Below are 23,198 nucleotides of genomic sequence, written 5' to 3'. Positions count from 1 at the left end.
ACCTGAAGGACCCCATGACGGAAACCATGCCGCCGGATCACGACCGCACCGAGCCGGTCGACATCCAGCAGGAGATGCAACGCTCCTACATCGACTACGCGATGAGCGTGATCGTGTCGCGGGCGCTGCCGGACGTGCGTGACGGTCTCAAGCCCGTGCACCGCCGCGTGCTCTACTCGATGTACGACTCCGGTTTCCGGCCGGACCGCGGATACAACAAGTGTTCTCGTGTGGTCGGCGACGTGATGGGCAACTACCACCCGCACGGTGACTCGGCGATCTACGACGCGCTCGTGCGGCTCGCCCAGCCGTGGGCGATGCGGTACCCGCTGATCGACGGCCAGGGCAACTTCGGCTCGCCGGGCAACGACCCGGCAGCCGCGATGCGTTATTGTCTGTCCGCCAATACGCGGGTGAAGCTGGCCAACGGGTCGACTGTCATGCTGGGTGACGTCGTCCCGGATGCGAAACCCAACAGCGACAACCCGATCGATCTCAAGGTGCTCGACCGGAACGGTGACCCGGTTCGCGCCACAAGGCTGTTCCATTCCGGGGAGCATCCCACTCTGAAGCTCACGACGCGTGAGGGCTTCGAGGTGACCGGCACGCACAACCACCCGTTGCTGTGCCTGGTCGACGTGCTCGGCGTGCCAACGCTGCTCTGGAAGCTGCTTGAGGAGATTCAGCCCGGCGACCGCGTCGTTCTGCAGCGCACCGAAGCGCCCACCGACGGCGTGACCGAAGTCCGCAAGTGGGTGGAAGCGCTTCTGGCCGGTGCGTTCGTCGCCGAAGGGTTCGTTTCGGAGAACCGAGCGGGGTTCGACAACGTCGACGAGCACTTTTTCAACTACGTCCGAGACGTCTACGACCACGTCGTTGGCGGGCCGCCTGAGCTGGACATCCAGGATCTGTCCGCGCTCCGGGAGAGCGTGCTCGGGGAGTTGATCGGCCTGCGCAGCGCGGACAAGCGGGTGCCCGAGTTCGTTTGGTCGTCCGGCAGGACGATCAAACAGGCCTTCCTGGTCGGCCTGTTCACCGGCGATGGTTCCGTTTCCGCGCTGCCCAACGACTCCGTACAGATCACTTGTTCCACCCGCGGCGACCGGCTCGCCCGTGAGGTGCAGCAACTCCTGCTCGAGTTCGGCATCGTTTCGAAGCTGGTCCGGTACGAGAGCGGCGAACGCAAGGTGGTCATCACCAGCCGGCGCGACGTACGGCTTTTCGCGACACGGATCGGGTTCGACAATGCGAAGCAGCGCAAGCTCGAATCCATTGTGGACGCATTGCCGGTCGACTCACGGCCTACGTCGTCGGATCACGTGCCGTTCGTCGGCGAGTACGTGCGAGCCCGGGGTGCCGATCGCTGGACCGACCGTGACCGGCTGCGCCGGGAGGAAATCACCCGGCACATCACCGATCCGGAGGTGCTCGACATCGTCGAGCCGCTGGTGGACGGGCGCTTCTACTACGCCGAGGTCCGTTCGGTGAAGGACGCCGGAGTCCAACCGGTGTACAGCCTGCGTGTCGACACCGACGACCACGCTTTCATCACCGACGGTTTCGTCAGTCACAACACCGAGTGCCGGCTCGACCCGCTGGCGATGGAGATGCTGCGGGAGATCGACGAGGAGACCGTCGACTTCTCCGACAACTACGACGGCCGGACCCAGGAGCCGGACGTCCTGCCGAGCCGCATCCCGAACCTGCTGGTCAACGGCACGTCCGGGATCGCGGTCGGGATGGCGACGAACATCCCGCCGCACAACCTGCGCGAGGTCGCCCAAGGGGTCGTCTGGTCGCTCGACAACCCGGAGGCGGGCGAGGACGAACTGCTCGCCGCGTTGCTGCAGCGGATCAAGGGCCCGGACTTCCCCACGAAGGGCCTGATCCTCGGCACGTCCGGAATCGAGGAGGCCTACCGCACCGGCCGCGGGTCGATCCGGATGCGCGCGGTCGTCGAGGTCGAAGAGGACGTCAAGGGGCGCACCACGCTGATCGTCACCGAGCTGCCCTACCAGGTCAACCCGGACAACCTGGTGGAGAACATCGCGGCGCTCGTGCGCGACGGCAAGGTCACCGGCATCGCGGACATCGCCGACGAAAGCAACAGCCGCCGCGGCATGCGCATCGTGGTCACGCTCAAACGTGACGCGGTCGCGAAGGTGGTGCTGAACAACCTCTACAAGCACACCCAGCTGCAGTACAACTTCGGCGTCAACATGCTCGCCCTGGTCGACGGCGTGCCGCGGACGTTGCGGCTGGACCAGGTTGTCCGGCACTACGTCAGGCACCAGATCGAAGTCATCGTCCGGCGCACCCGGTACCGGTTGCGCAAGGCCGAGGAGCGGGCCCACATCCTGCGTGGATACGTCAAGGCCCTGGACATGCTGGACGAAGTCATCGCATTGATCAGGCGATCGCCCACCGTCGATGACGCGCGGACCGGCTTGATCGAGTTGCTGGACGTCGACGAGATCCAAGCCAACGCGATCCTCGAGATGCAACTGCGGCGGCTGGCCGCACTCGAACGGCAGAAGATCATCGACGAGCTTGCCGAGATCGAGCTCAAGATCGCCGATCTCAAGGACATTCTGGACAAGCCCGAGCGGCAGCGGTTGATCATCAAGGAAGAGCTCACCGAGATCGTCGAGAAGTACGGCGACGACCGGCGCACCCAGATCATCCCGTTCGATGGGGATGTTTCGGTCGAGGACCTGATCGCGGTCGAGGACGTCGTGGTCACGATTACCCGCACTGGGTACGCCAAGCGGACGAAGACCGATCTGTATCGCTCGCAGAAGCGCGGCGGCAAGGGCGTGCAGGGCGCACAGCTCAAACAGGACGACATCGTGCAGCACTTCTTCGTGTGCTCCACGCACGACTGGATCCTGTTCTTCACCAACAAGGGCCGCGTGTACCGGGCGAAGGCCTACGAGTTGCCGGAAGCCAACCGCAGCGCCCGCGGTCAGCACGTGGCCAACCTGCTGGCCTTCCAGCCGGACGAGACCATCGCCCAGGTCATCGAGATCCCGAACTACGAGGTCGCGCCCTACCTGGTGCTGGCCACCAGGCGTGGCCTGGTGAAGAAGACCAAGCTGACCGACTTCGACTCGAACCGGTCGGGCGGCCTGATCGCGGTCAACCTGCGCGAGGGCGACGAGCTGGTCGGCGCGGTGCTCGCCGGCCCCGACGACGACTTGCTGCTCGTCTCGGCCGAGGGCCAGTCCATCCGCTTTCACGCCAGCGACGAGACACTACGGCCGATGGGCCGCCCCACCTCGGGCGTGCTCGGCATGCGGTTCAACGACGGTGACGAGCTGCTCGCGCTCAACGTGGTCAAGCCGGACAAGTTCGTTTTGGTCGCCACCGACGGTGGGTACGCCAAGCGCACGCCGATCGAGGACTACCCGGTGCAGGGCCGCGGCGGCAAGGGGGTGCTGACCATCCAGCACGACCAGCGGCGTGGCAGGCTGGTGGGAGCGCTCATCGTCGACGCGGACGACGAGCTCTACGCCATCACCTCCAGCGGCGGGGTCATCCGGACCGCTGCCGGGCAGGTGCGCAAGGCGGGCCGGCAGACCAAGGGCGTGCGGCTGATGAACCTCGGCGAGGGGACGACCCTGCTCGCCGTGGCACGCAACGCCGATGAGCCCTCAGACGTCGGTAATGGCGAAGGCAATGGAGGAGACGACAGCGGCGCGCCGGCCGAGCAGCCGGGGGACGCCGGATGAGGACGATGACTTGTGCGGACACGTGGCGCGGCGGCAGAACCGTCGGCCACGCTCGTTCGCGGGCAAGGCGCGGTAAGGATTGAGTGGTGACTTCACCCGAAAACCCAGAACGGCCTACTGGCGACCAAGCGGCCCCACCGTGGCAGCGGCTGGGCAAGGACGCCTCCCGTAACGGCACCACCGAGTCTTCGCCCGAAGGGTGGTTTCCAAGCGGCGAGAGCACCGAGAAGGCGCCGAACTCGGACGGCGACGGCGGTGAAAAACCCGTCGTCACCGGGAGCGCGGCGCAGGGGTTGTTCGGCAATCCGGTCCAGCCACCCGCCGGCGACGCGAAGTCGTCGGAGCACCCGACGGTGAACCTGGCGAGTCCGGCGGCCACCAAGACCCGGGGCACGCCCAGTGCCCTGCGCCGGCCTGGCCGTGGGCCGCGCCGCGCCAGCCTGCAGGTCAAGCGCTTCGACCCGTGGTCGGTGTTGAAACTCTCACTCGTCCTCGGCGTCGCCATGTTCTTCGTCTGGCTGGTCGCCGTGGGCGTGCTCTACACCGTGCTGGACGGCATGGGGGTGTGGGACAAGCTGAACGGGACCTACTCGTCGCTGGTCTCGGGCGAGGGCGGCAACGCGCCCGCGTCGCCGCTGATCAGCGCCGGCCGGGTGTTCGGCATCGCCGCGATCCTCGGCGCGATCAACATCGTGCTGCTCTCGGCGCTGGCGACGGTGAGCGCGTTCATCTACAACGTGTCCGCCGACCTGGCCGGAGGGCTGGAAGTCACCCTCTCCGAACGCGAGTAGAGGGCATCGTGTAGTCTTCTTCCGTTCCCGGGGCCCATAGCTCAGGCGGTTAGAGCGCTTCGCTGATAACGAAGAGGTCGGAGGTTCAAGTCCTCCTGGGCCCACCCAAGGTCAGAGCCCGTCTCCCGATAGTGGGAAACGGGCCCAGCCTGACTATCAGCCTGACTATGCTGCTCGGTCCTCGTCCGGGCCCCTGAAGATCTGATCCATTGCTTCAGCGCCGTGTTCGATGACCGGCCGCAATTGATGGCGGTAGACCAATTCTGTTACGGCCGTGCCGTTGTGACCCATCAGGCGTGAGATCTGTTCGATCGGCATTCCGTTGTCGGAGAGCAGGGACACGAAGCTGTGCCGAAGCTCGCGTGGCGTCCAGTCCTTCGCGACCAGCCCCGCCTTTTCGGCGACCTTTCGGAACGCGCGCCGGACGTTGGCCGCGTCCAGCTCGGTCCCGACCGCCGACGAGAACACAAGGTCAGTTTCCTGCCACCGGCTCCCGGCAAGCCGTCGCGCGAACGCCTGCTTTGTCTGGTGTGCTCGGAGAGCGTCAATGCAGCGCTGCGGGAGAGCGAGGGACCGGCGGGACTTCCGGGTCTTCGTGTCGCCACCCTCCCGCACTGACCGCCACACCATGATGTGCGGCTTTACCGGAGGATCCGCGTCCGGCTTGCCGACCAGATCAACATGCGACCAGGTGAGTGCGCGCATCTCTTCTGTCCGCGCGCCGGTCAGCAGGGACACCACGATGTAGGCGCGCATGGGTGTCCCCTCGGCCGCCGTCAGGACGGCCTCCGCCTGCTCGAACGTGAGCGACTTCGACGGCCGTCCCGGCTTACCTTCCGGGATCTCGCACAGCAACACGACGTTCCGCTTCACCTTATCCCGTTTCTGCGCCCGAGCTACCGCCCTTCGAAGGATTGAGTGCAGGTCGCGGAGTGTCCGGGTGGAGAGGATCTTTGCTTTGCTGGCCAACCACTTGTCGACATCATCCGCGCTCAACTCGCGCACCTTGCGCGCGCCGAGGTCCGGGATCACGTGCTGGTTCGCGAGGGTCGTCAGCTTCTCGACCGTCGACTCAGAGCGCCGGGGCAGGCCGTACTTGAGGAAGTCCCTGACGGCTTGGGCAACGGTGTACAGCCGGTCCTCCGTCGGCAAACCGTCGTCCAGGTCGCGAAGCATCTCCTTTAGCCGTCGCTGTGCTTCGGTCTTGGTCTTGCAGTTCGCGGAGCGCACGATGCGCTTCCCCGCTGCGGTGTAGCCGACCGTGACCTCTGCAAGCCAGCGCTGACGGGGCTCCGACCAACGGATGCCGCCGTCACCCTTGCTACGCCGTTTCGTCAAGGCTGACCTCCGATTCGTCGATGAGCAGTTGGACGTACTCCTGGATGGCGGTTGCCGGGATGAGCCGGGCGCGTCCCTGCTTGACCGAGCGCAGTCGTCCGGCGCGAATCTGCTCGTAGATGAATGACCGGCTCATGGACAGCAGGCGCATGGCCTCCGTGATCCGGTACAGGTGCCGTTCGGGCACCGCGACCGGCATGGGTATCGGGTTCGTCATCGTGCCTCCCCAGGGGTGTCGGGTGTCTCGTCCGCGACTGCCGCGACCTGCGCGACCGTGCTGGTCAGAAGGGTTGCGGCCGGGTTTTGGGTGCCGCGACTGTCCGCGACTTCCGCGACCGGGTCGCGGGTGTGGGTCGCGTTGGTCGCGGATGGTCGCGCGACCGATTCGGTGTCGGACGTGTCGTTGACCTCCCCGGTCGCGTTGGTCGCGGAGGTCGCGGCTGTTTCGATGGGTGGGAGGTAGCGGCTCCATGCATCGGCGAGCCCGCCGTCTCCGTCCACGCGGTAGCCCTTGAGCGTCTTGCCGTTGACCTTCACGTCCCTGGGCCGGACCGAGTAGCGCTCCAGTTCCTTGGCCAGCCGCCGACTATCGAGGGGCTTACCCTGGAGGTCGGTCCACGGTCCGTCCTCGACGGCGTGCAGCTCGCGGATCAACTCGGCGGTCACCATGCGGTCGGTGCCGTGGGTGGTGAAGATCTCGCGGATGTCGGACAGGAGCCGGACACCGGTTGAGACGTTCTGCGGTCCGGCGTCGACCACGAAGTGACGGCATGCCTTGCGCGCGGTCTCTGGCCACTGGCCGCCCGCCGCGTCCGCGATGGCCAGCAGCGGCCGCCAGATCTCCGCCGCCCGATCCCGCACCCCGTCCGGCCTGTCGGGCCGTGCCCGCGCGATGTCATCGGCCACCCGGCGCGTCCATGCCTCCAGGTCCCCGCGCACAGGCGCGGCTTCGCGCTCTACGTCTTCCTCGATGAACTCTTCGACCGTTTCGTCGTAGCGGCGTTTGCGCATGTGGATCGTGATGGCGCGGGTGGTGATCGTGTCCGGCATGCCCCCGGCGATCCCCGCCAGGGCGACCGGCGCATAGACCGGGAACCGGGTGACGTTCATGCTCTTGGCGTCCCCGACGCACCGGGCGACGGTGGCGGTGCGCTTGTACCCGGCGTTGAGTAGCGCGCGGAGGTCTTCGTTGTTGCCGCCGGTCTTGGGGTTGAACACGGCGTCGATCTCGTCAAAGAGCAGCGTGATCGGGCCCTCGACGAGCATCCGGAAGATCGCGGCCGGGGTGATGCTGATCGTCATCTCGGGCTTGGCGACCAGGTACTGACCGACTTCCAGCACCCGCGTCTTGCCGCTGCCCGGTTCGGCGGAGTCCAGGATGAGCCGGGGCGTGACGTAGAGCCGGTCGGCAATGTGGCTGTGCGCGTACCACATCGCCAGCGTTGGGGCGCAATGCTCGTTCGGGAACGCCGAGAACCGCGACACGAACGCCACGACCGCGTCCAACACCTCATGACCAGGCTTGAGGTACGCGCCGGCCGGGGCAGGACCAAGCCACGTCAGCGGCCGGACCGGCGCAACCTCCGGCAGATCCCGGTTCGGCGTGATCCCCCGGTCTTCCACTTCCTTGGCTGCCGCTTGCCGGGTGGTCCAGATGCCCTGGCAGTTCTCCGAGCAGAAGTCGGCGGAAGGGGAGTCGCCGCGCGGGCGTCCGCACTCTAGGCAGTTGGCGGCGGGTTCGTCGGCGATGGCCGCGTCGATGGCGGACAGGGCGTCGGTGAAGTCGGGCATCAGGCGGCCACCTCCAGTCGTGCCGAGACGCTGTTGTGGTTGCGTGCGGCTTGGTAGCGGCTCCACAGTTCGTCTGCCGTGCTGGTGTCGTCGGTCAGCTCGCGCAGCTCGTCGGTGGAGGATTCGGCGGCGGCCTGGAGCAGCCGTTGTGCGTGTTCGGCGACGGCGCGTCGCCACGCGGCCTTGAGTACGGCGGCCTTGAGGTAGAGCGTGTGCTGTTCGGGCGCGAGCGGCGCCTGTTGGTATGTGTCGACGATCCACAAGCCCACCTGCTGCAACCGCGCGGTGCGGGGCCGTTCGGCGATCTCGTGGGCGTGCTCGAACAGCACGGCCGGGGCTGGTGGCACGTTGTCGGCGAGGGCGCGGATGGCCAGGTGCAGCACGAACGCGGCCGTGGGGTTGGCGAGGTCGGTGGGACGCATCCCGGCGAGCACGCGCCGGGCCGGGTCGGTGGGCAAGCGCATCAGACAGCCGAGGAACTGCCGTTCCGTGTTCAGGACAGGGGAAGTCATCGATCACCTTTCGAGCGAACGGAGCGGGAGGGGTCAGTGGTCGTCGAGGCGGTCGCGGTCCTGGGTTTTGCGAACGGCGCGGTGGGTGCGGACGGCGGCGTTGTAGGCGCGGCGTCCGGCACGGAGGGTGCGGCCGGTGCCGCCGCAGCGGCGGCAGAGCCGGATGGCGTGCAGGAACGGCGACCGGAAGTGGCCGATGCCGCGACAGGATCGGCACGGCTTGTAGGGGTAGACCGCGCACGAGAAGGTGTAACCGAGCGTGACAACGATGAGGGTCAAGACGAGTGGCGCGGTCAGGGTGTCGAGGGGGTTCACAGGGTGTCTCCTGGGCTGTTTTGGGTGTCTTGGGGTAGCGCCTCTAGGGGCTAGGGCGCTGATCAGCGGGTGTTTGGGTGTCTAGGGGAGGCTCTAGGTCTAGAGGGAGCAGGCCCTTGACCTAGAGCCTCACGGCGGGCTTGCCGCGACCTTTGCTTTGGTCACGCTTGGTGAGAGCATCGGCGATCCAGTCGCGTTTGATGCCCATGCGGTTGGCCCCCTTGCCGGTGGCCGGGTCGGTGGCCCATACCTGTTTGGTGGAGATGCCGAACGGCTTGAGCGCGGAGGACAACTGGGTGGCCTTGGCCGTGCCGGTTGGCAGCTCGGCCCACGGGCCGTAGGCGGCCGGGCGCAACTCGGCAAGGCGATCCACGATCGTCTCGGACCACGCCTTGTCCGCGTCCCCGATCGCGGTCAGGACGTCCGCGAACAGCGTGCCGCCGTCCTCCTCGTCCTGCTCGGGGGTGAGGTCCAGTCCGGCCGCGTAGCCGGTGAGCCGTCCGGCCGCGATCCGCGCGGTGCGGGCCCGCGCGGCGAGTTGTTCGGCGTCCGGGCCGTCGATGTAGACGCCGCGCGTGATGCGTGGTTCGTCGCCCTCGCCGAGCAGGATGCCGATTCCCTTGTCCCGGAAGGACAGCGTGGTGGCGCGGATGCCGTTGCGGTAGGACGACGTACCGAGCACCATGTCGTTGGCCGGCTGTCCCCGGACCTTGAGGCAGAACCGGATGACGGCGTTATCGTTGATCCCGGTCGGGATGCTCTTGGCGTCCGGCCGCTGCGTGGCGAGGATGATCACGAACCCGAGCGCGGGACCGCGCTTGACGATGTCGGTGCAGATCTCCTCGATCTCCGCGCCGTACTCGGGGTGTTCAAACCACTTCTGGCACTCGTCCACCCCGATCACGATCGGATGCAAGCCGAGCGACTTCTTGGATGCCAGTTCCGGGGTGACCTTGTTCTCCGGGCACAGATCCTTGGGCAGGTCGCGGATCACCTTCGCCCGCCGCCGCAACTCCGCCGCTAAGGCGCGCAGGTCGGCCACGGCATAGGCGATGTCGTCCGGTTCCTCCCCGGCGCGGTAGCGGTGCGAGACCGGCGCCAGGGGCGAGAGGTCACCGGTTCCCTTGAGGTCGAAGCAATGCAGCTCGGCCCTGGGGTCCATGGCCGCGATCAGCAGCAACTCGCGCAGGGTGAACGTCTTGCCCATCCTGGGAATCGAGCCGATGACCATGGAGACGAACATCAGGGTGATCTCGGCCCACCGGCCGCGCTGGTCGGTGGCGAACGGTTGCGGCTTGAACAGGTCCACGGTGCCGGTCTTGCGCAGCGGCCACACCGGCTGACGCGACTTGGACATGTCCTCATCCCCCACCCACAGCACCATCCGACCGGGGTGTACCTCGGCGTTGCCTTCCGGCCACACGCACCCCAGCGGGCGGCCCAGCGCGGAGGCGAGCTTCGGGCGCCGTTCGATCACCTCCCCGACCGTCACGCCGGGCGGCAGGTCGACATCCGCCCGCCAGCCGGGGCCGTCCCGTTGAATCGGGGCGGTGAAGCCGATGGCGTCCGGGTTCTTGGCCAATGCCTGGTTGATCCCGGCAATACCCAGCACCGTGAGCGCCTGGACGACGTTGTCACTGGTGAGCTTCTGTACCTGGGCCGACATCACGGCACGGGTCGAGATCACCGGGTTGTCCCGTGTTGTGCCGAGCCTGCCGAGCAGGGCGACCGCCAGCGCACCGCACGCCCAGATCACCCACTCCGGCAGGGCGTTCGGCAGCACCAGCATGATGACCAGGCCGAGCGTGGCGGCCAAGCCGAGCTGGATCCAGCGCAGCACCACGCGCCGGTCCCGCTGCTGGGACAGCTTCAGGTACAGCTCGGCCTTGTCGCCGGTCGCGGTCTCCGACCGGGCCGGACGTCCCTCCGCGTCGGTGACGTAGCGGCCGGTGGCCACCAGCAGGAGCAGCAGCCCGCGCGGGGACCGCGCGGCCAACCGCAGCGCGTAGAGCGGGGAGCGGGCCAGGTGATAGCTGGTCTTGTGGGCGTAGTGCTTGCCCACCCACCTCGCCGCCTCCCTGGCCTCCGCCAGGGACTTGATGTAAGCCGGGAGGATCGGCTGTCGCTGCTGGGACCGCAACCGGTCCAACCAGGACGAATCATCGGTTGCGCGGGTGTCGACCGCAACGGCCGGCGCGCTTTCCCCCGACTCCTCGACTACCTCCGTGTCGAGGATCTCCGGCGCATTCGGGGCGGGAGCGGTCGGGAAGGCGATCACCTTGCCGGACTCGGGGTCGTCGCCGCGGAAGTCTTCGGTGATGGGCATCAGTCGTTCACCTCCTGGTGGCGGGCGGTGTGCAGCAGGTGAGCCAGGGCCGCGCCGCAGCCGAGCACGACCACTGGCAGGCACGACACGAGCGTGGTGATCGGCCACGGGGCGCGGGTGACCCCGGCGGCGGACATCAGGTGGTAGGCGACCTGACCGGCCATGCCCAAGCCGAGGGAGCCGAATGCGGACCACTTCGCGAACTCGCGCACCCGCTTCGGGGTGAAGTCGGACAGCCAGACCCGCAGAGCGAACGCGGCGTAGGTCTCGACCCCGATCGGCAACGTGATCGCCGAGTTGATCGACAGGCCGTCCCAGATCCCGGGGAGCAGTTCGATCGGCCCGAACCCGGTCAACCGGCCCAGACCGACCCAGCCGCCCCAGATCGCGACGAACGCGGGCAACGCCAGAAGCAGCAGCGGCCACGACTTCACCGGCCGCGACCGCGACGGTTCCGGACCTGAGCCCGTGACCGCCGTGACCTGCTCGTCCGTCTCGAAACGCTCCGGTTCGCTCGGCGTGTCCGAACCCGGTTCCGAGTCCGCGTCTGTACAGGCCTCCGGGACAGCGTGCAGCGCCCGGACCGGTCCAGTCTCGGTCTCGTTCTTGAGCGCGGCCAAGATGGCGCGCGCCTTCGGGGCACCCACCCGGAACTCGGCCATGATCCGATTCCGCGATGGCATGGCGCCCAGGTCCGCGACCCAGGTACGGACTCGGGGCAGCAGCGCATCCACCGACGCGGGATACGCGCTCCCGGTGTTCTTGGGCATGTTCAGCCCTACCATTGGGACTCTCCTGACTGGCTAGGTGAAGGTTGGGAGAAACCCGGTCCGGCGACTGGTTCTTGGCGGTTCCGTGCGCCGGGCCGGGGCGAACTCAAGCCGCCGCGCCGTCCTCGTCCGTGCTGGCCGGGTCTGTGCGGACGGACCGGAGAGCGGCGTTGATCGTCTGACAGTCCAGGCGCCGGACGTGCCGATACTCGGCAACCCGATCCGTGACCGCATGCCGCTTGGCGTCGAACTCGTCAGCGGGGAAGTACTCGGCGATCAGCGCGTCAACGTCCGACTCGTACAGACCATCGGGCGCGTAACTGAACGGGGGAATGAGGTCATCCATGACTGAAACTCCCTGGTGTTGGTAGGTCTCCCGTTCGGGAGGCGGCCCCGTTGGGGCCGAGAACGAACGTAGAACCTATCTATCAACTCTGTCAATAGAGTTGCTGGAACTGACTTAACTGAGTTGCTTCGCCTACCCTTGTCTGTATGGCCTCCCTGGACCCAGACGACCCGCGCGCGCCCTACCTGCAAGTGGCGGGCGGTTTGCGTGCCGCGATTCGGTCGGGGGAGTACAGCCCCGGCGCGCAGTTGCCGACGTACCAGGAACTTGCCGACTCCTGGGGGGTGGCGATCAACACGGCCAAGGCGGCCGTGACGCTGCTGCGCGATGAGGGCCTGGTGGTCACTCGGCATGGCAAGGGGTCGTTCGTGCGCACCCAACCTGCCGATGGCGAGTCTCCGAGCCGCGACGGCGGTGGGGATGAGCGCGTGTGGCAGGCCATTGCCGAGATTCGCCGGCGCCTTACCGACATTGAGCGGCGTCTGGACCAGCGCTAGCCGAACAGGGCCCGGAAGAAGTTCACCACGCCGTCGATCACGCTGCCCAAGCCATGGACCCACCGCGCGGCGTCGGCCGGGTACTTGATGACCAGCACGAGGATCGCGATCAGGACCAGCGTGCCGATCACCTTGGACATCAGTCCGCCGCCGCCGTTCATCATGGGGTAGGGGTTCTTCGCCATTGCCGTCTCCTTTTCTGGCTTCCGGTTCGGGTTCCGATCCGGTGTTTTCGTTGATGAGCCAAGGAAACCGGCCAGGGGCGGGGGTGCATCAGGGTGCGGCGGGGGGTGCATTTGTGCACCGGGGGGTGCATGGGGGTGCTTTAATCGATCACGGAGGTATGCGTGATCGACACGGGGAAGCAGCCGAACACGCTCCTAGCTGGGGTAATGAAGCAGGCGGGAGCGACGAACAAGGGCCTGGCGCGCCGGGTGCGCCTGCTCAGTGAGCAGGACGGGGGAGAACCGGTCCGCTGTGACCACGTCTCCGTTAAGCGCTGGCTGGACGGAACCACCCGGCAACCGCACCCCCGAACCTGCCAGTTGATCGCCCGCGTCCTGGGGGAGATGCTCGGCCGGACCGTGACCCTTGCCGAGATCGGCTACGCGGAAACGGCCGGCGAGGACGACAACGACGGCGGAGACATCGGGCTGGACTACCCCGAAGAAGTCGCCCAAACCGTCGCGACGCTGGGCGCGATCACCGACCTTGAGCTGAGAACACCGAAGAAGGCGGAACCACTGACCGTGGTTCCACAGGCATGGAGCGATCTCGTGGTCCGGTGGCTCACGGACTCCGACAGCGACCGGTCGCGGCCGCCAGCCGAACCACGGCGGATCACTTTTGTCGATGTCGAAGCGGTCCGCGAGGCAACCGCCATGTTCAGCAGCTTCGACTACAAGTACGGCGGCGGACGGCCAAAGATGTTGGTCGCGTCGTTTCTCGACCAGGAGGTCTTGCCGAACATCCCGCACGTGTCACCGCACGACCCGATCGGGCGCGAGTACTTCCGGGAAGTCGCCGCTTTGACCCGACTCGCCGGATGGACCGCCTACGACACCGGGGCACACGGACTCGCGCAAAGGTATCTGACTCAGGCGTTTCGGCTGGCCAAGGCAGCAGGGGACAAGCCTCTATGCGGCCGCATCCTGGCCGGCATGTCGCACCAGGCGAACTTTCTTGGCCACTACCAGCGCGCCGTCGACTTGGCGCGCGCCGCGTCCAAGGGCGCGAACGGCTACGCCACCCCCACAACGATGGCTCTCTTCTCGGCGATGGAAGCGCGAGCCCTGGCGTCGCTGGGCCGGGAGGAAGAGGCAACCGCGGCTCTGCTCACCGCCGAGCGATGGCATGGTCAAGGGAACCGCGAGAACGACCCGGAGTGGATTCGCTACTTCGACCGCGCCGAGCTGCACGCCGAGTTCGCGCACTGCTTCCGCGACCTCGGCAACGCCGAGCTGGCCAACCACCACGCGGCCGCCTCGATCCGGGAGTCAGAATCAACCTACGTTCGTAGCCTGTCGTTCGTGCGGACCGTGCTCGCAACCTCCCACCTGCAAGACGGAAACCTGGACGAGGCACTGTACGTCGCACGGTCCGTGGTCAAGACAGCCGCGAGCCTGAAGTCACTGCGCGTTGTCTCCTACCTAGACGAGTTCCGCTCACGACTTGGCGCGTTTTCAAACGATCCACTCGTGCGAGACTTCCTCGACTTCGCCACGCTGCATCTACCCTCAAAAGGCGCGCCAGTTTCGAGGACCCTGCTCGTCGCGTAGATCGGCGACGCGCTTGCGCACCTCGGCTTCAATCTCCGGCGAATCGCCCACCATCTGCGCAAGCCACGTGGTCATGTTCAGCTCACGTGCCGCCCTGATCACAGGAAAGCCGGGCCAGGAAATCGGGTCAAAACCATACGCGTCCACGTACGCGCGGTACTCCGCTTCGGAAGCCCAACCGAAAGCCTGGTGCCGGACAGACAACACGGCCGCGTCCCACTCTCTTGGGCCGTAAGCGAAGTCCTCGAAGTCGATCAGATTTAGCGTCCCATCTGGTCCGCGCAGAAGGTTGCCGGGATGCGCGTCGCAATGGATCGGCCCAGGTGGCAACACGAAATCGAGCTTCTCGAACTCTGCTGATATCTCGTCATATCTGCTTTGAAAGAAAGCCAGATCAGATTCGGACAGGTAGCCGGTCGGGATGTTTTCCAGGCGATCCTTAGTCTTCGGCATCGGTTGGAAATCGGGCAAGCGGAAATCGGTAGGTGCGGGTAGTGCGTGAAGGTCGTGAAGCAGCTTCCCGAACTCCGCTGGCGTGATCGGCGTCGGGTTCTCAGGTATGTACTCCCAGAAGGTCACCGGTATGCCGCCGACCACAACCGGATCCTGATCCAGGGCCAAGCGTGCAGCAGGGAAGCCGTGCAGGTCAAGCCACCTGGCCACGTGAACCTCCTTGCTGGCCGCCTCCACAGAACGACCCACGCGAACAACTACCGGCTCCTGACGGAGCCGGTAGATCGCGTTCTCACCGAACCGGAGCAAGGCCGCATCCGATGCGTCTAGACCTTGCGCCTGGCAGGCCGCCTCAAGGACGGCCTGCGTTCGCTCTGGCGTGAAGGTCGCAGGTCCCTCGGTCATGCACCTCTCCCTCTGCTCGACTCTGTTGCCAGGTTACGGAGCCGAGCAGGGCGGCACTTCGGCTGCCTCAGGGGGTTGTGTGATTGCGAACCTGTTCAGGGTTGAGTGCAGTGCGGAGAGGTATATCCGAGCGACTCGTTCAGCGGACCGAAGAGACTCGGCGGCCTGGTCGAGATGCCGTCGAAGGTCGCGCTTCTCCGATTCGGCGAGCTCGCCGAACTCGCCGAATGTGACATCCTCGGTCTGAATCGTCTCTTCGGCGGTGTCGGTGACTGCGTCGAGCCGGTCATAGACCGGCTCGAACTGCGCCAGTAGTCGTCCCACGCGCTCGCATTGTTCCTCGTACGCTTCGGTCAAGAATGTCGAGTCTTCCACCTGATTAGCTGTTGTCGGAAACATCACGGTGATCCAAACTCTCAGCTGTGACTCCGCGGTTATCCGCGTTAGCTTTGACTGGTTGCGCGGTCGTTTTCCTGCGGTCCACGATGAACGTGCCTTTCGAGCGCAGTGTGACCACCAGCTTTCGTTCGCGAAGCAATTCGGTTGCCCGCCGAGCGGTACCGAGGGAAACGCCGTACTCCAGGGCCAAGCGCCGCTCGGCTGGCAAGGGCGATTGGGGTTGCAGTTCGCCGGAATCGATGCGCAACTCAAGATGCTCCGCCATCTTCTTGTAAACGTAGCCGAGCGAATCGTCGAGCTGGTACCTCGCGGACACGATATGTTTCCTTTGTTTGTCGTTGGATGAATCGGCGTTACTTGCGAGAAAGCTAACTCTCTTATATCTCGTCGTGAGACCTACTGCCGATCAGGCCGCGTCTCGACGCGGCTCCCGGCATGTTCGCTGAGCAACTCGCCCAGGCTGATCAGCAGCTCGGCGAATTCCCGCTGCTTCGCCCGAGGCAACTCGTCCTTGATCAGCTTCGCCATGACCAGCGGAATATGTCCGTTCACACTGGCCAGAGCCGTGATGAGCGCGCGGGTTTGCTCATCGTCTTGCGGCGTGGGTGCACTGCCGCACACCTGGTGAGAAGTCGTCATATCGCTCCTGGGTCAGTCGGGGAGTAGCCGTTGCCGCCATGGCGTGCCATGACGCGATACTCGGGCTATCTGAGCAGGAAAAACAGAGCGTTGATCAATGTTCTCGGCGTCGGCGCTTGCTGGTTCTATGCCTCTTGAGCAGAGAACACGAGATCTTCAGCACTGGCCGGTAGCCTCTTGGACGTGGATCTACTCCCGTTCGACGAGTACGTACGGTCGCTTGATCGCAAGCGCATGTCTGCTGGAGTGCTGTTCCGTGACCCAACTGGACGTGTTCTCCTGGTAAAGCCGTCGTACAAGCCACACTGGGACATCCCTGGTGGCGCCGTCGATGCGGGAGAGCCACCGTGGACGACGGCGGCCCGCGAAGTGGGCGAGGAGATCGGCATTGATCGGCCGCTGGGTCCCATGCTGGTGATCGACTACCAACCGGATGAGGGGCGAATGCCGGAAGGCATCGCGTTCGTCTTCGACGGCGGGTTGATCAGCGAGCAGGAAGTAGCGGACCTGGAGCTCACCGATCCTGAGATCGTCGCGGCTCGCCTCGTCGTCCTGGAGGAAGCTGGCGAGATGCTGAAGCCTTCATTGGCTCGGAGACTAGCCGTTGCGCTGGACGTCGTTCAAACGGGTGAACTCGCTCTTTGTGAGAACGGCAAGCGCATGAACGGATAGATACCCTGGATACAGCGCATGCGCCGCTGAGGAGGGCACTATGAGGGCTGGGGGCAGCCTGGCCGAGAACCTTGCTCGGTTCCGCAAGGCTCGAGACATGTCGCAGTACGAACTTGCGCACGCTGCCGGGGTGGGTGTGGACACGGTCGCGCGGATAGAGCAAGGCATCCGGCAGACCAGCCGACCGGCGACCTTGCGCAAGCTTGCCGCTGCCCTCGGCGTCACCGTTGAACGTCTGCTCGGCCAAGTTTCCGCAGGCCAACCGACAGAGATCGACGTAGGGACGCTGCGCCAGGCGATCACGGCGGGGGAACACGTTCCCGGTCTGGAAGACTTCGCCGAACCCCACGAGTTGATTCGGCTGGACGAGCTGAACCGCGCTGCCCATTGGGCGTGGCGTGCTTACGTCGACGGTCGACACGCCGAACTGCTCCATGGGCTGCCTGCCGTACTGATCGACGCTCGTCGGCTCGTCCGCACGGCAACCGGAGCAGAGCAGGCGGGAGCACAGCGCGCACTCTCGACGGCATACCGGCTCGGCGCCGGGATGGCCGGCCGGGCCGGGTTCGATGATCTCGCGTGGACCTCGGCAGAACGCGCACTCGACGCAGCTCGGCAGTCTGACGCGCCAGACTTGGAGACCGCGATCTCTCTGCGCTATCTCGCCTGGACGCTGGTCCGACAGGGGCGACTCGATGACGCCGAGCGGGTTGCCGTGACGGCCGCCGAACAGGTACAGCCCCCGATGCTTGACCGCGACCCTGCCCGCGCCGGAGTTTTCGGAAACCTGCTGTTCAACGCGGCCTCTGCCGCCCTATCCGCCGGCCGTCCGGATCGGGCGGAAGACCTGCTGGCAGAGGCGCAAGCGGCCGCCATGCGGTCACGAGGAGACAGCGCAACCGAAGCGGCGATCTTCGGTCCGCGCGTTGCCGCACTTCAGCAGGTCGACCACGCGGCGCGAGCGGGCGACCCCGAAACGGCGTTGCGACTCGCTGAGGCCATGCCTCCCGCTCAGGGCGAAGTGCCTGCCTTCTGGGAAGCGGGTCACCGGTTGCGGCTGGCCGCTGCGTCCTTCGAACTGCGTTCCTACGAACGTGCACTCGGCTACCTGGTCGAGGCTAAGGACCTCGCGCCGGACTGGGTGCGCTACCAGCCGTTGGGCAAGGCCACGATGCAGAGGCTCGTTGATCGCGCCCCCCGCCGACGAGGTGCCGAGTTCGCCCACTTGGCGGCCCACTTCGGTGTAGTCGACATGCCGCCACAGCCATAGCGGGGCAGCTCTCACAGCAGTCCGGCGGTGTGGAGCTTGAGCGGTGCCGCGGCTAGGCCAGTGAGGCTGGTGGGCTAGATGATTCGGAGGAGGGGGGATCCTGTGCAGATTGCGACAGCACTCGTCTCAGTGGCCGCGCTGATCGTCGCGGTTGCGTCGTTGTGGCGCACCCACTTAGCGCCGTTCTCGCCGATCCCCGCCATTGGCCGGCTGACCCTGTTCGTCGAGCAGATCACGAGTAAGAGCGAGTGGTGGTACGTGGCGCGGGTCGTTGTCACCGTGAACGTCACCAACGCTGGCGCCCGCGCCGGGGTGGTCACCGATGCGCGGGTGGTCGCCCACTACCCCGACCACCCGGTGGAGGGTGCGCACGAGACCTTCTTCCTCGTCGGCGAACTCGACCCCAGTAAGTATCACAGGCTGAAGTCGCGCAGGGACTTGTTCTCCGAGGCGTACGTCGACGCTGGCATTCCGTTCGTCGTGCTCCCTAAAGACACAGTCAGCAAGCTGCTGATGTTCAGCACGCGGTGGGATCATGAGGCTCGGCTTGAGCACGTTCGGTGGGACCTTCAACTGCGCATGAACGGCGGAAGGTGGCGGACTGTCCAATTCTGGACCCAACGGGAGAAGGACATGGACGCCGTCGTGTGGCCCCAACTTCGTGCTGGCACAACGTTCAGCTTCGAGCCGGACGGCTTCGAAAACCACCACTCCTTCGTGCGCCCGTATGACCTGCACGATCCAAAGCACTGGACGTGATGCGCGGCGAGGGGTTTCGTGTGGACGGACGGCGCCACTGGTGACTGAGCCTGGGCATGATCCCTGGCCCAGCAGTCCGGCCGTGTGGAGGTTGACCAGTGCTGCGGCTAGGCCGGTCAGGCTGGTAGGCCAGATGATTCGGAACATCTTTGTAGGCCGTCTCGCGGCGCTTGGGGGTGCTGTCTCGGGACAGTGCGGCGTGCGCGACGCAGGAGACCAGGACGGCGACGAACATGGCGTAGCCGCCGAGGATGATCCAGGCCCACATTGCACACTCCTCACCTTGAAAGATCAGGTGAGGCAGAACCTTCGGGGCCCGCTCCGCTTTGTATCCACGAAGCAACCGCGAAGCAAGCCCCACTGGGGCTATACCCAGGGGGGCTTGCGAGCGTCGATCTTTGTGACAACCCGTCGAGACCGGGACCCGATGCGGAACCCGCGTTGCAGCACGTTTCCCCTGGCCAAGCTTGAGCCGAGCCTGACGAACAGCCTGACAGTCGCCCCGTACTGCCGGAGACCTCCGTGGACGTCCACGGACAGCAAAGCCGAAGGTGACCAGGTACAACCCAAGATCAGGAAATCGTGATCTTGGCCTGATAACGAAGAGGTCGGAGGTTCAAGTCCTCCTGGGCCCACCAAAGATCAGGGCTGGCGGCGCTTGGCGTAGGGGCATTGCTCGACCGGACCGCCCGCGCAGCGGATATGGTGCGCGGCCTGCTCGCGGTCGGCAGTGCCCATGAGGTCGTGCTGATTCCCTGGCAGGGCTGGTCCCTGCGCCGCGATGACTTTTTGCACACCCGCGCGCTCGAGATCGTCGTCCACACGGACGATCTCGCGGTCAGCGTCGGCGTGCCCACGCCGGAATTCCCGCCCGAGGTGTTCGCACCCGTACGCGACCTCCTGGTACGGCTGGCCTGCGCCGGCACGGCCAGCCCGCGCTGATCCGTACGTTGACCCGCGTCGAGCGCGCACAGCCGGTCTCCGCTTTCTGAGCGGGTCTGGCAAAATTCACACGCATGTTTTTTCCGCTGTTGGTTTTTGTGTACCAGCATGTGTTGAAAACAAGTTTCAAATAATCTCGGGCGCACTTGTTTTTGCCCGGGCTACGGGTGCTTACGCTGGTCATCGGTGCGACGTGAGGTACGTTACGCAGGCGCTGTTCGCCGTGACGTTCTGCTTAATCTCTTCGGAGAAACCGGCAACGAGAATGGAGAGAACATGTTCGGCGTACGAAGGGGCGGCCGCCACGGTGAGCCTGTCACGTTCGAGGCCAACGCCGGACTGCTCAGCGCCCGCGTGCGTGACGAGAAGGGCCGCCCACTGGCCGGCGCGGAAATGGTGATGCGGCACAAGCGGATGCAGCGGCAGGCACGCGTCACGGCCGACGAATTCGGGCTGGCGGTCAGCACAGTTGTGGCGGGCACGTACTTGGTGACCGTGAAGGCGGGAGCCTATCGCGAGGTGAGCCGTACCGTCGAGGTGTCCAGCGGGGATCACACGGCGCTCGGCGAGATCCGGCTCCAGCCCGATACCACCCTGCACCTGCCGGAACCCGGCGAATGGGTGCTCGACGCCGACCACACCTCGATCCGGTTCGTCGCCCGGCACATCGCGCTTTCCCAGGTGCACGGGCGATTCACCAGGTTCCGGGGAAGCATCCGGATCGCCGAGCCGATCGAGAACTCGACGGTGGAGGTGGTCATCGACGCCGCGAGCATCGACACCGGGGTCGCCAAGCGCGACGACCACCTCCGGTCGGACGACTTCCTCAATGTGGCCCGCTTTCCCCAGCTCCACTTCTTCAGCAACAGGTTTCGCCGGACGGCCGGTGACCGCTGGGTCATCGACGGCACGCTGAACCTCCACGGCGCGAGCCGCGGGGTTCAACTGGACGTCGGCTATCTTGGGCTGCGGACCTGGAACGGCGACCGGCTCGGTGCCGTCGCCACGACTCAGCTGCACCGTGAGGACTTCACCATCAACTGGCAGCAGACTCTGGCCAAGGGCCTGGTCGTGGTCGGCTCGACGGTCGAGATCCAGCTCGACGTCCAGGCGATTCGCGCCTAACCGGCCGTCACGTCGGCGACGACGCAGGCGATGTTGTCCGGGCCACCCTGGCCGTTGGCGAGATCGACGAGCTCACGCACTGCGTCCGCGAGCTCGTCGATCGTGGCCAGTGCGGCTCGCAACTCTTCCGGAGTGACCGACGTGTACAGGCCGTCGGAGCAGAGGAGGTAGCGGTCGCCCGCTTCGGCTTGGCGCAGCTCGATGTCCGGTTCGGCTTTCCCGCCCGGATGCAGCGCCTTCGTAGCAGCGCTCGTTGCGGGTGTGACTCGCCTTCTTCCGGCGTGAGCCTGCCTTCGTCGATCATCGATTGCACCAGCGTGTGGTCGTGGGTTATCTGGAACAGCTCATTGCCGCGGAGCAGATAGGCCCGCGAATCACCGATGTGCACGAGCGCGAGTTGCGAACCCGACCACAGCATGGCGGTCAAACGTGGTGCCGATGCCTTCTTCGGCCAGTTCACCGACCGCTGTGCTTGCGCGGTGCACGGCACCGTCCAGCACATTGAGCAGATCTCCGACGGGGACGGCCGTATCGACGGCCTTGAGCGCGTCGATCGCGGCGGCACTGGCGGGGCGAGTGTTCGCGGCCGCCCCGAACCCGTCGGCGACCGTCAACAGGCGTGCATCGGCGTAGGCGATGTCCTGGTTCGACTCGCGGACGAGTCCTCGATCGGACCGGACGGCGTAGCGACGGGCCAGCGTGGACATGTCGACTTCCTTCCTCGACAGATGGTCGATGAGGAAGGCGGCGAGCTTTCCACGAACCTCGGTTTCCGCCTCGATCCGGCGCCAGTACGCATCGACTTCTCGAGCGGCCGCCACGCCGCCGAGTTCGCAGACCACCTTGATCCTGGCCAGCGGCATCCCGATCCGGCGCAACCACGCCACGAGCCTTGCCCGCTCGAGCTGCTCAGCTTCGTAGTACCGGTAACCGGACACCGGATCCACCGCGGCCGGCCTGAGCAAACCAAGTTCGTCGTACAACCGCAGCGCCTTCGGCGACAAGTGCGATGCCCGGGCGAACGCCCCGATCGTCAGCACCTTTGCCCTCCTCATGCCGGGTCACTCACCCGGCAGGGGCTACTCTGCGGCTTCCCCCAACGGCAAGGTCAAGTCGACGTTGTTCCACGTGGAACGGCCAGAGCCGGCGGGGAACTCCGCCGCGCCGACCCTGGCCTGGCCTGGGGTTACTGCTGGGAGCGCTGGCGCGCCTCCTCGGCTGCCGCCCGCTCACGAGCCCGGTCGGCCTCCTGTTCCCGCTCGGCTACTTCCTGCTGCGCGGTGCCCTTCGCCTGCTGGGCCCTGCCTTCACGCTGCGTCGCGTCATGCCCGACCACCGTGCCGGCGGCCTCCTTGACCCGGCCCTTGAGGTCCTCGACGGCACCCTTGAGGCCTTCCTGGCGATCTTCCTTGTCGCTCACTGTCGCCCCTCCTTGTCGGTTCGGCGTCACCATTCGCGTACCCGGTGCGACCACGAATAATCGCGCTCCGCCCGAATCGGTCCGAACGCCGTGCAGTAACATCAGGAAATCAAGCCGGACCGTCGAGGAGGGGCTCAAGGTGAAGAAGCTGCTGGCGCTCGCAGTTGTCGCGGGTGGGGTGCTGTTCGTGATCAAGCGCAACAAGGACGCGAAGGCCGAAGCCGACCTGTGGCGCGAGGCCACCGCTCCGACGGAGAAGTTCGGCAGCGCCTCGGCCAACGGCAGCGCGCCGGCGAAGACCGCCGAAGCGGGCCAGAACAACTGAGACTTCCGGGCGGCAACGCCCGGCGGGGGCTGTAGCTCAATTGGTAGAGCGCTGCTTTTGCAAGGCAGAGGTCAGGGGTTCGATTCCCCTCAGCTCCACCACGGAAGGCTTACTAGAACACGGGGCCAAAGCAATGCCCCATAGCAGGTCTTCCAGGTTATTCGACACAGTCGGGCCGTTCCCTTCGCGGGGAGCGGCCCGATCTGCGTCTTGGGGATCTCTGACGCCTGGATCGTGTTCGGCGTCTTGGAGCGCATGGAGCTGCGCGAAGGGGCTGACCAGGTCGCTGTCGGTGACGTGGTCGTCTTCAAGGTAGAGGCTGGTGAACAACGCCTGGTTGAGTAGGCGTCGCTGTTCGTCGTCGCAACGGAGGTAGAGCTCCTGTGGATTCTCCAGCAGCGTGAGACACGTTTTGATCAGCTCGACGCTGTAGGTGAGGTCGTCCTTGGTCTGGCCGAGCCGTTCGGTGAGACGTTCGCGCTGGATCTCGATCTCATGCAGTTTGGCCTTGATCTTCGCCTTGGCGCTGGCTGTCAGGTCGCCGAAGCCCAGGTCGAGCAGGTTGTTTTCCTTGGCGTCCAACGCATGCAGCTC

At 65.9% G+C, this 23,198-nt stretch carries 26 protein-coding genes and 2 tRNA genes; 12 read left to right on the top strand and 16 right to left on the bottom strand.

The window, feature by feature from the left end:
- Positions 1-14: 14 nt before the first annotated feature.
- The 3 genes from gyrA to VJT49_RS27420 all read left to right on the top strand — a co-directional run bounded on the left by gyrA (position 15) and on the right by VJT49_RS27420 (position 4,626).
- The gene (gene gyrA, locus VJT49_RS27430) at positions 15-3,731 is read left to right on the top strand and encodes an intein-containing DNA gyrase subunit A (RefSeq protein ID WP_324167818.1); all 3,717 of its coding nucleotides are present in this window, start codon (positions 15-17) and stop codon (positions 3,729-3,731) included.
- Between the two features lie 86 nt (positions 3,732-3,817).
- The gene (locus VJT49_RS27425; protein ID WP_324167817.1) at positions 3,818-4,522 is read left to right on the top strand and encodes a DUF3566 domain-containing protein; all 705 of its coding nucleotides are present in this window, start codon (positions 3,818-3,820) and stop codon (positions 4,520-4,522) included.
- A 30-nt stretch (positions 4,523-4,552) separates the two neighbouring features.
- Positions 4,553-4,626 (top strand) — tRNA-Ile (locus VJT49_RS27420).
- Positions 4,627-4,687: 61 nt separating this feature from the next.
- On the opposite strand, the gene VJT49_RS27415 is transcribed toward VJT49_RS27420, so the two are convergent.
- The 8 genes from VJT49_RS27415 to VJT49_RS27380 all read right to left on the bottom strand — a co-directional run bounded on the left by VJT49_RS27415 (position 4,688) and on the right by VJT49_RS27380 (position 11,920).
- Positions 4,688-5,554, bottom strand: a complete 867-nt coding sequence (locus VJT49_RS27415) for a site-specific integrase (RefSeq protein ID WP_324167816.1) — start codon at positions 5,552-5,554, stop codon at positions 4,688-4,690.
- A gap of 289 nt (positions 5,555-5,843) precedes the next feature.
- Entirely contained in the window at positions 5,844-6,077 is a 234-nt protein-coding gene (locus tag VJT49_RS27410; protein ID WP_324167815.1) for a helix-turn-helix domain-containing protein, read from the bottom strand.
- Positions 6,074-7,651 (bottom strand): DUF3631 domain-containing protein, encoded by a 1,578-nt coding sequence (locus VJT49_RS27405; RefSeq protein WP_324167814.1) that lies wholly within the window; start codon positions 7,649-7,651, stop codon positions 6,074-6,076. The genes VJT49_RS27410 and VJT49_RS27405 overlap by 4 nt, the downstream gene beginning before the upstream one ends.
- On the bottom strand, positions 7,651-8,163 hold the full coding sequence (locus tag VJT49_RS27400) for a hypothetical protein (protein ID WP_324167813.1): 513 nt from the start codon (positions 8,161-8,163) through the stop codon (positions 7,651-7,653). The genes VJT49_RS27405 and VJT49_RS27400 overlap by 1 nt, the downstream gene beginning before the upstream one ends.
- 33 nt (positions 8,164-8,196) lie before the next feature.
- Positions 8,197-8,478: a hypothetical protein gene (locus tag VJT49_RS27395; RefSeq protein WP_324167812.1), complete on the bottom strand. Its 282-nt coding sequence runs from the start codon at positions 8,476-8,478 to the stop codon at positions 8,197-8,199.
- A gap of 121 nt (positions 8,479-8,599) precedes the next feature.
- A complete protein-coding gene (locus VJT49_RS27390; RefSeq protein WP_324167811.1) occupies positions 8,600-10,804 on the bottom strand; it encodes a cell division protein FtsK in 2,205 nt (734 codons plus the stop codon).
- Positions 10,804-11,589 carry an ABC transporter permease gene (locus VJT49_RS27385; protein ID WP_324167810.1) on the bottom strand — a complete coding sequence of 262 codons (786 nt, stop codon included), beginning with the start codon at positions 11,587-11,589 and terminating at the stop codon, positions 10,804-10,806. The genes VJT49_RS27390 and VJT49_RS27385 overlap by 1 nt, the downstream gene beginning before the upstream one ends.
- A 91-nt stretch (positions 11,590-11,680) precedes the next feature.
- Entirely contained in the window at positions 11,681-11,920 is a 240-nt protein-coding gene (locus tag VJT49_RS27380) for a hypothetical protein (RefSeq protein ID WP_324167809.1), read from the bottom strand.
- A gap of 146 nt (positions 11,921-12,066) precedes the next feature.
- Here VJT49_RS27380 and VJT49_RS27375 point away from each other — a divergent pair, with 146 nt between their 5' ends.
- Positions 12,067-12,417 carry a winged helix-turn-helix domain-containing protein gene (locus VJT49_RS27375; RefSeq protein WP_324167808.1) on the top strand — a complete coding sequence of 117 codons (351 nt, stop codon included), beginning with the start codon at positions 12,067-12,069 and terminating at the stop codon, positions 12,415-12,417.
- Here VJT49_RS27375 and VJT49_RS27370 read toward each other — a convergent pair.
- Positions 12,414-12,602, bottom strand: coding sequence for a hypothetical protein (locus VJT49_RS27370; protein WP_324167807.1), 189 nt, complete (start codon positions 12,600-12,602; stop codon positions 12,414-12,416). The genes VJT49_RS27375 and VJT49_RS27370 overlap by 4 nt on opposite strands.
- A gap of 162 nt (positions 12,603-12,764) precedes the next feature.
- Between VJT49_RS27370 and VJT49_RS27365 the strand changes: the two genes are divergently transcribed.
- Positions 12,765-14,195, top strand: a complete 1,431-nt coding sequence (locus VJT49_RS27365) for a hypothetical protein (protein WP_324167806.1) — start codon at positions 12,765-12,767, stop codon at positions 14,193-14,195.
- On the opposite strand, the gene VJT49_RS27360 is transcribed toward VJT49_RS27365, so the two are convergent.
- The 4 genes from VJT49_RS27360 to VJT49_RS27345 all read right to left on the bottom strand — a co-directional run bounded on the left by VJT49_RS27360 (position 14,154) and on the right by VJT49_RS27345 (position 16,091).
- Positions 14,154-15,053, bottom strand: a complete 900-nt coding sequence (locus tag VJT49_RS27360) for an aminoglycoside phosphotransferase family protein (RefSeq protein WP_324167805.1) — start codon at positions 15,051-15,053, stop codon at positions 14,154-14,156. The genes VJT49_RS27365 and VJT49_RS27360 overlap by 42 nt on opposite strands.
- A gap of 33 nt (positions 15,054-15,086) precedes the next feature.
- Positions 15,087-15,410 carry a hypothetical protein gene (locus VJT49_RS27355; protein WP_324167804.1) on the bottom strand — a complete coding sequence of 108 codons (324 nt, stop codon included), beginning with the start codon at positions 15,408-15,410 and terminating at the stop codon, positions 15,087-15,089.
- 22 nt (positions 15,411-15,432) lie between these two features.
- On the bottom strand, positions 15,433-15,768 hold the full coding sequence (locus tag VJT49_RS27350) for a winged helix-turn-helix domain-containing protein (RefSeq protein WP_324167803.1): 336 nt from the start codon (positions 15,766-15,768) through the stop codon (positions 15,433-15,435).
- Between the two features lie 80 nt (positions 15,769-15,848).
- Positions 15,849-16,091: a hypothetical protein gene (locus tag VJT49_RS27345; RefSeq protein WP_324167802.1), complete on the bottom strand. Its 243-nt coding sequence runs from the start codon at positions 16,089-16,091 to the stop codon at positions 15,849-15,851.
- Positions 16,092-16,274: 183 nt separating this feature from the next.
- On the opposite strand from VJT49_RS27345, the gene VJT49_RS27340 reads away from it, so the two are divergent.
- From VJT49_RS27340 to VJT49_RS27320, 5 genes are all read left to right on the top strand, one after another.
- On the top strand, positions 16,275-16,763 hold the full coding sequence (locus tag VJT49_RS27340) for an NUDIX domain-containing protein (protein WP_324167801.1): 489 nt from the start codon (positions 16,275-16,277) through the stop codon (positions 16,761-16,763).
- Between the two features lie 40 nt (positions 16,764-16,803).
- On the top strand, positions 16,804-18,033 hold the full coding sequence (locus VJT49_RS27335) for a helix-turn-helix domain-containing protein (protein WP_324167800.1): 1,230 nt from the start codon (positions 16,804-16,806) through the stop codon (positions 18,031-18,033).
- A 102-nt stretch (positions 18,034-18,135) separates the two neighbouring features.
- Entirely contained in the window at positions 18,136-18,792 is a 657-nt protein-coding gene (locus VJT49_RS27330) for a hypothetical protein (RefSeq protein ID WP_324167799.1), read from the top strand.
- A gap of 672 nt (positions 18,793-19,464) precedes the next feature.
- Entirely contained in the window at positions 19,465-19,734 is a 270-nt protein-coding gene (locus tag VJT49_RS27325; protein ID WP_324167798.1) for a hypothetical protein, read from the top strand.
- A gap of 276 nt (positions 19,735-20,010) precedes the next feature.
- Complete coding sequence (locus VJT49_RS27320) at positions 20,011-20,859, top strand: YceI family protein (RefSeq protein WP_324167797.1); 849 nt, start codon at positions 20,011-20,013, stop codon at positions 20,857-20,859.
- Here VJT49_RS27320 and VJT49_RS27315 read toward each other — a convergent pair.
- From VJT49_RS27315 to VJT49_RS27305, 3 genes are all read right to left on the bottom strand, one after another.
- On the bottom strand, positions 20,856-20,981 hold the full coding sequence (locus VJT49_RS27315; RefSeq protein ID WP_324167796.1) for a hypothetical protein: 126 nt from the start codon (positions 20,979-20,981) through the stop codon (positions 20,856-20,858). The genes VJT49_RS27320 and VJT49_RS27315 overlap by 4 nt on opposite strands.
- Positions 20,982-21,233: 252 nt before the next feature.
- The gene (locus tag VJT49_RS27310) at positions 21,234-21,899 is read right to left on the bottom strand and encodes a helix-turn-helix domain-containing protein (RefSeq protein WP_324167795.1); all 666 of its coding nucleotides are present in this window, start codon (positions 21,897-21,899) and stop codon (positions 21,234-21,236) included.
- A gap of 146 nt (positions 21,900-22,045) precedes the next feature.
- Positions 22,046-22,279 (bottom strand): CsbD family protein, encoded by a 234-nt coding sequence (locus tag VJT49_RS27305; protein WP_324167794.1) that lies wholly within the window; start codon positions 22,277-22,279, stop codon positions 22,046-22,048.
- A gap of 139 nt (positions 22,280-22,418) precedes the next feature.
- Between VJT49_RS27305 and VJT49_RS27300 the strand changes: the two genes are divergently transcribed.
- On the top strand, positions 22,419-22,604 hold the full coding sequence (locus VJT49_RS27300) for a DLW-39 family protein (protein ID WP_324167793.1): 186 nt from the start codon (positions 22,419-22,421) through the stop codon (positions 22,602-22,604).
- A 25-nt stretch (positions 22,605-22,629) separates the two neighbouring features.
- Positions 22,630-22,705 (top strand) — tRNA-Ala (locus VJT49_RS27295).
- Positions 22,706-23,198 lie beyond the last annotated feature (493 nt).

Source organism: Amycolatopsis sp., from assembly GCF_035276945.1.
Classification (GTDB): Bacteria; Actinomycetota; Actinomycetes; order Mycobacteriales; family Pseudonocardiaceae; genus Amycolatopsis_E.
Note: the sequence above shows the minus strand (reverse complement) of the source record. Positions and strands in the feature narration are given on the sequence as shown.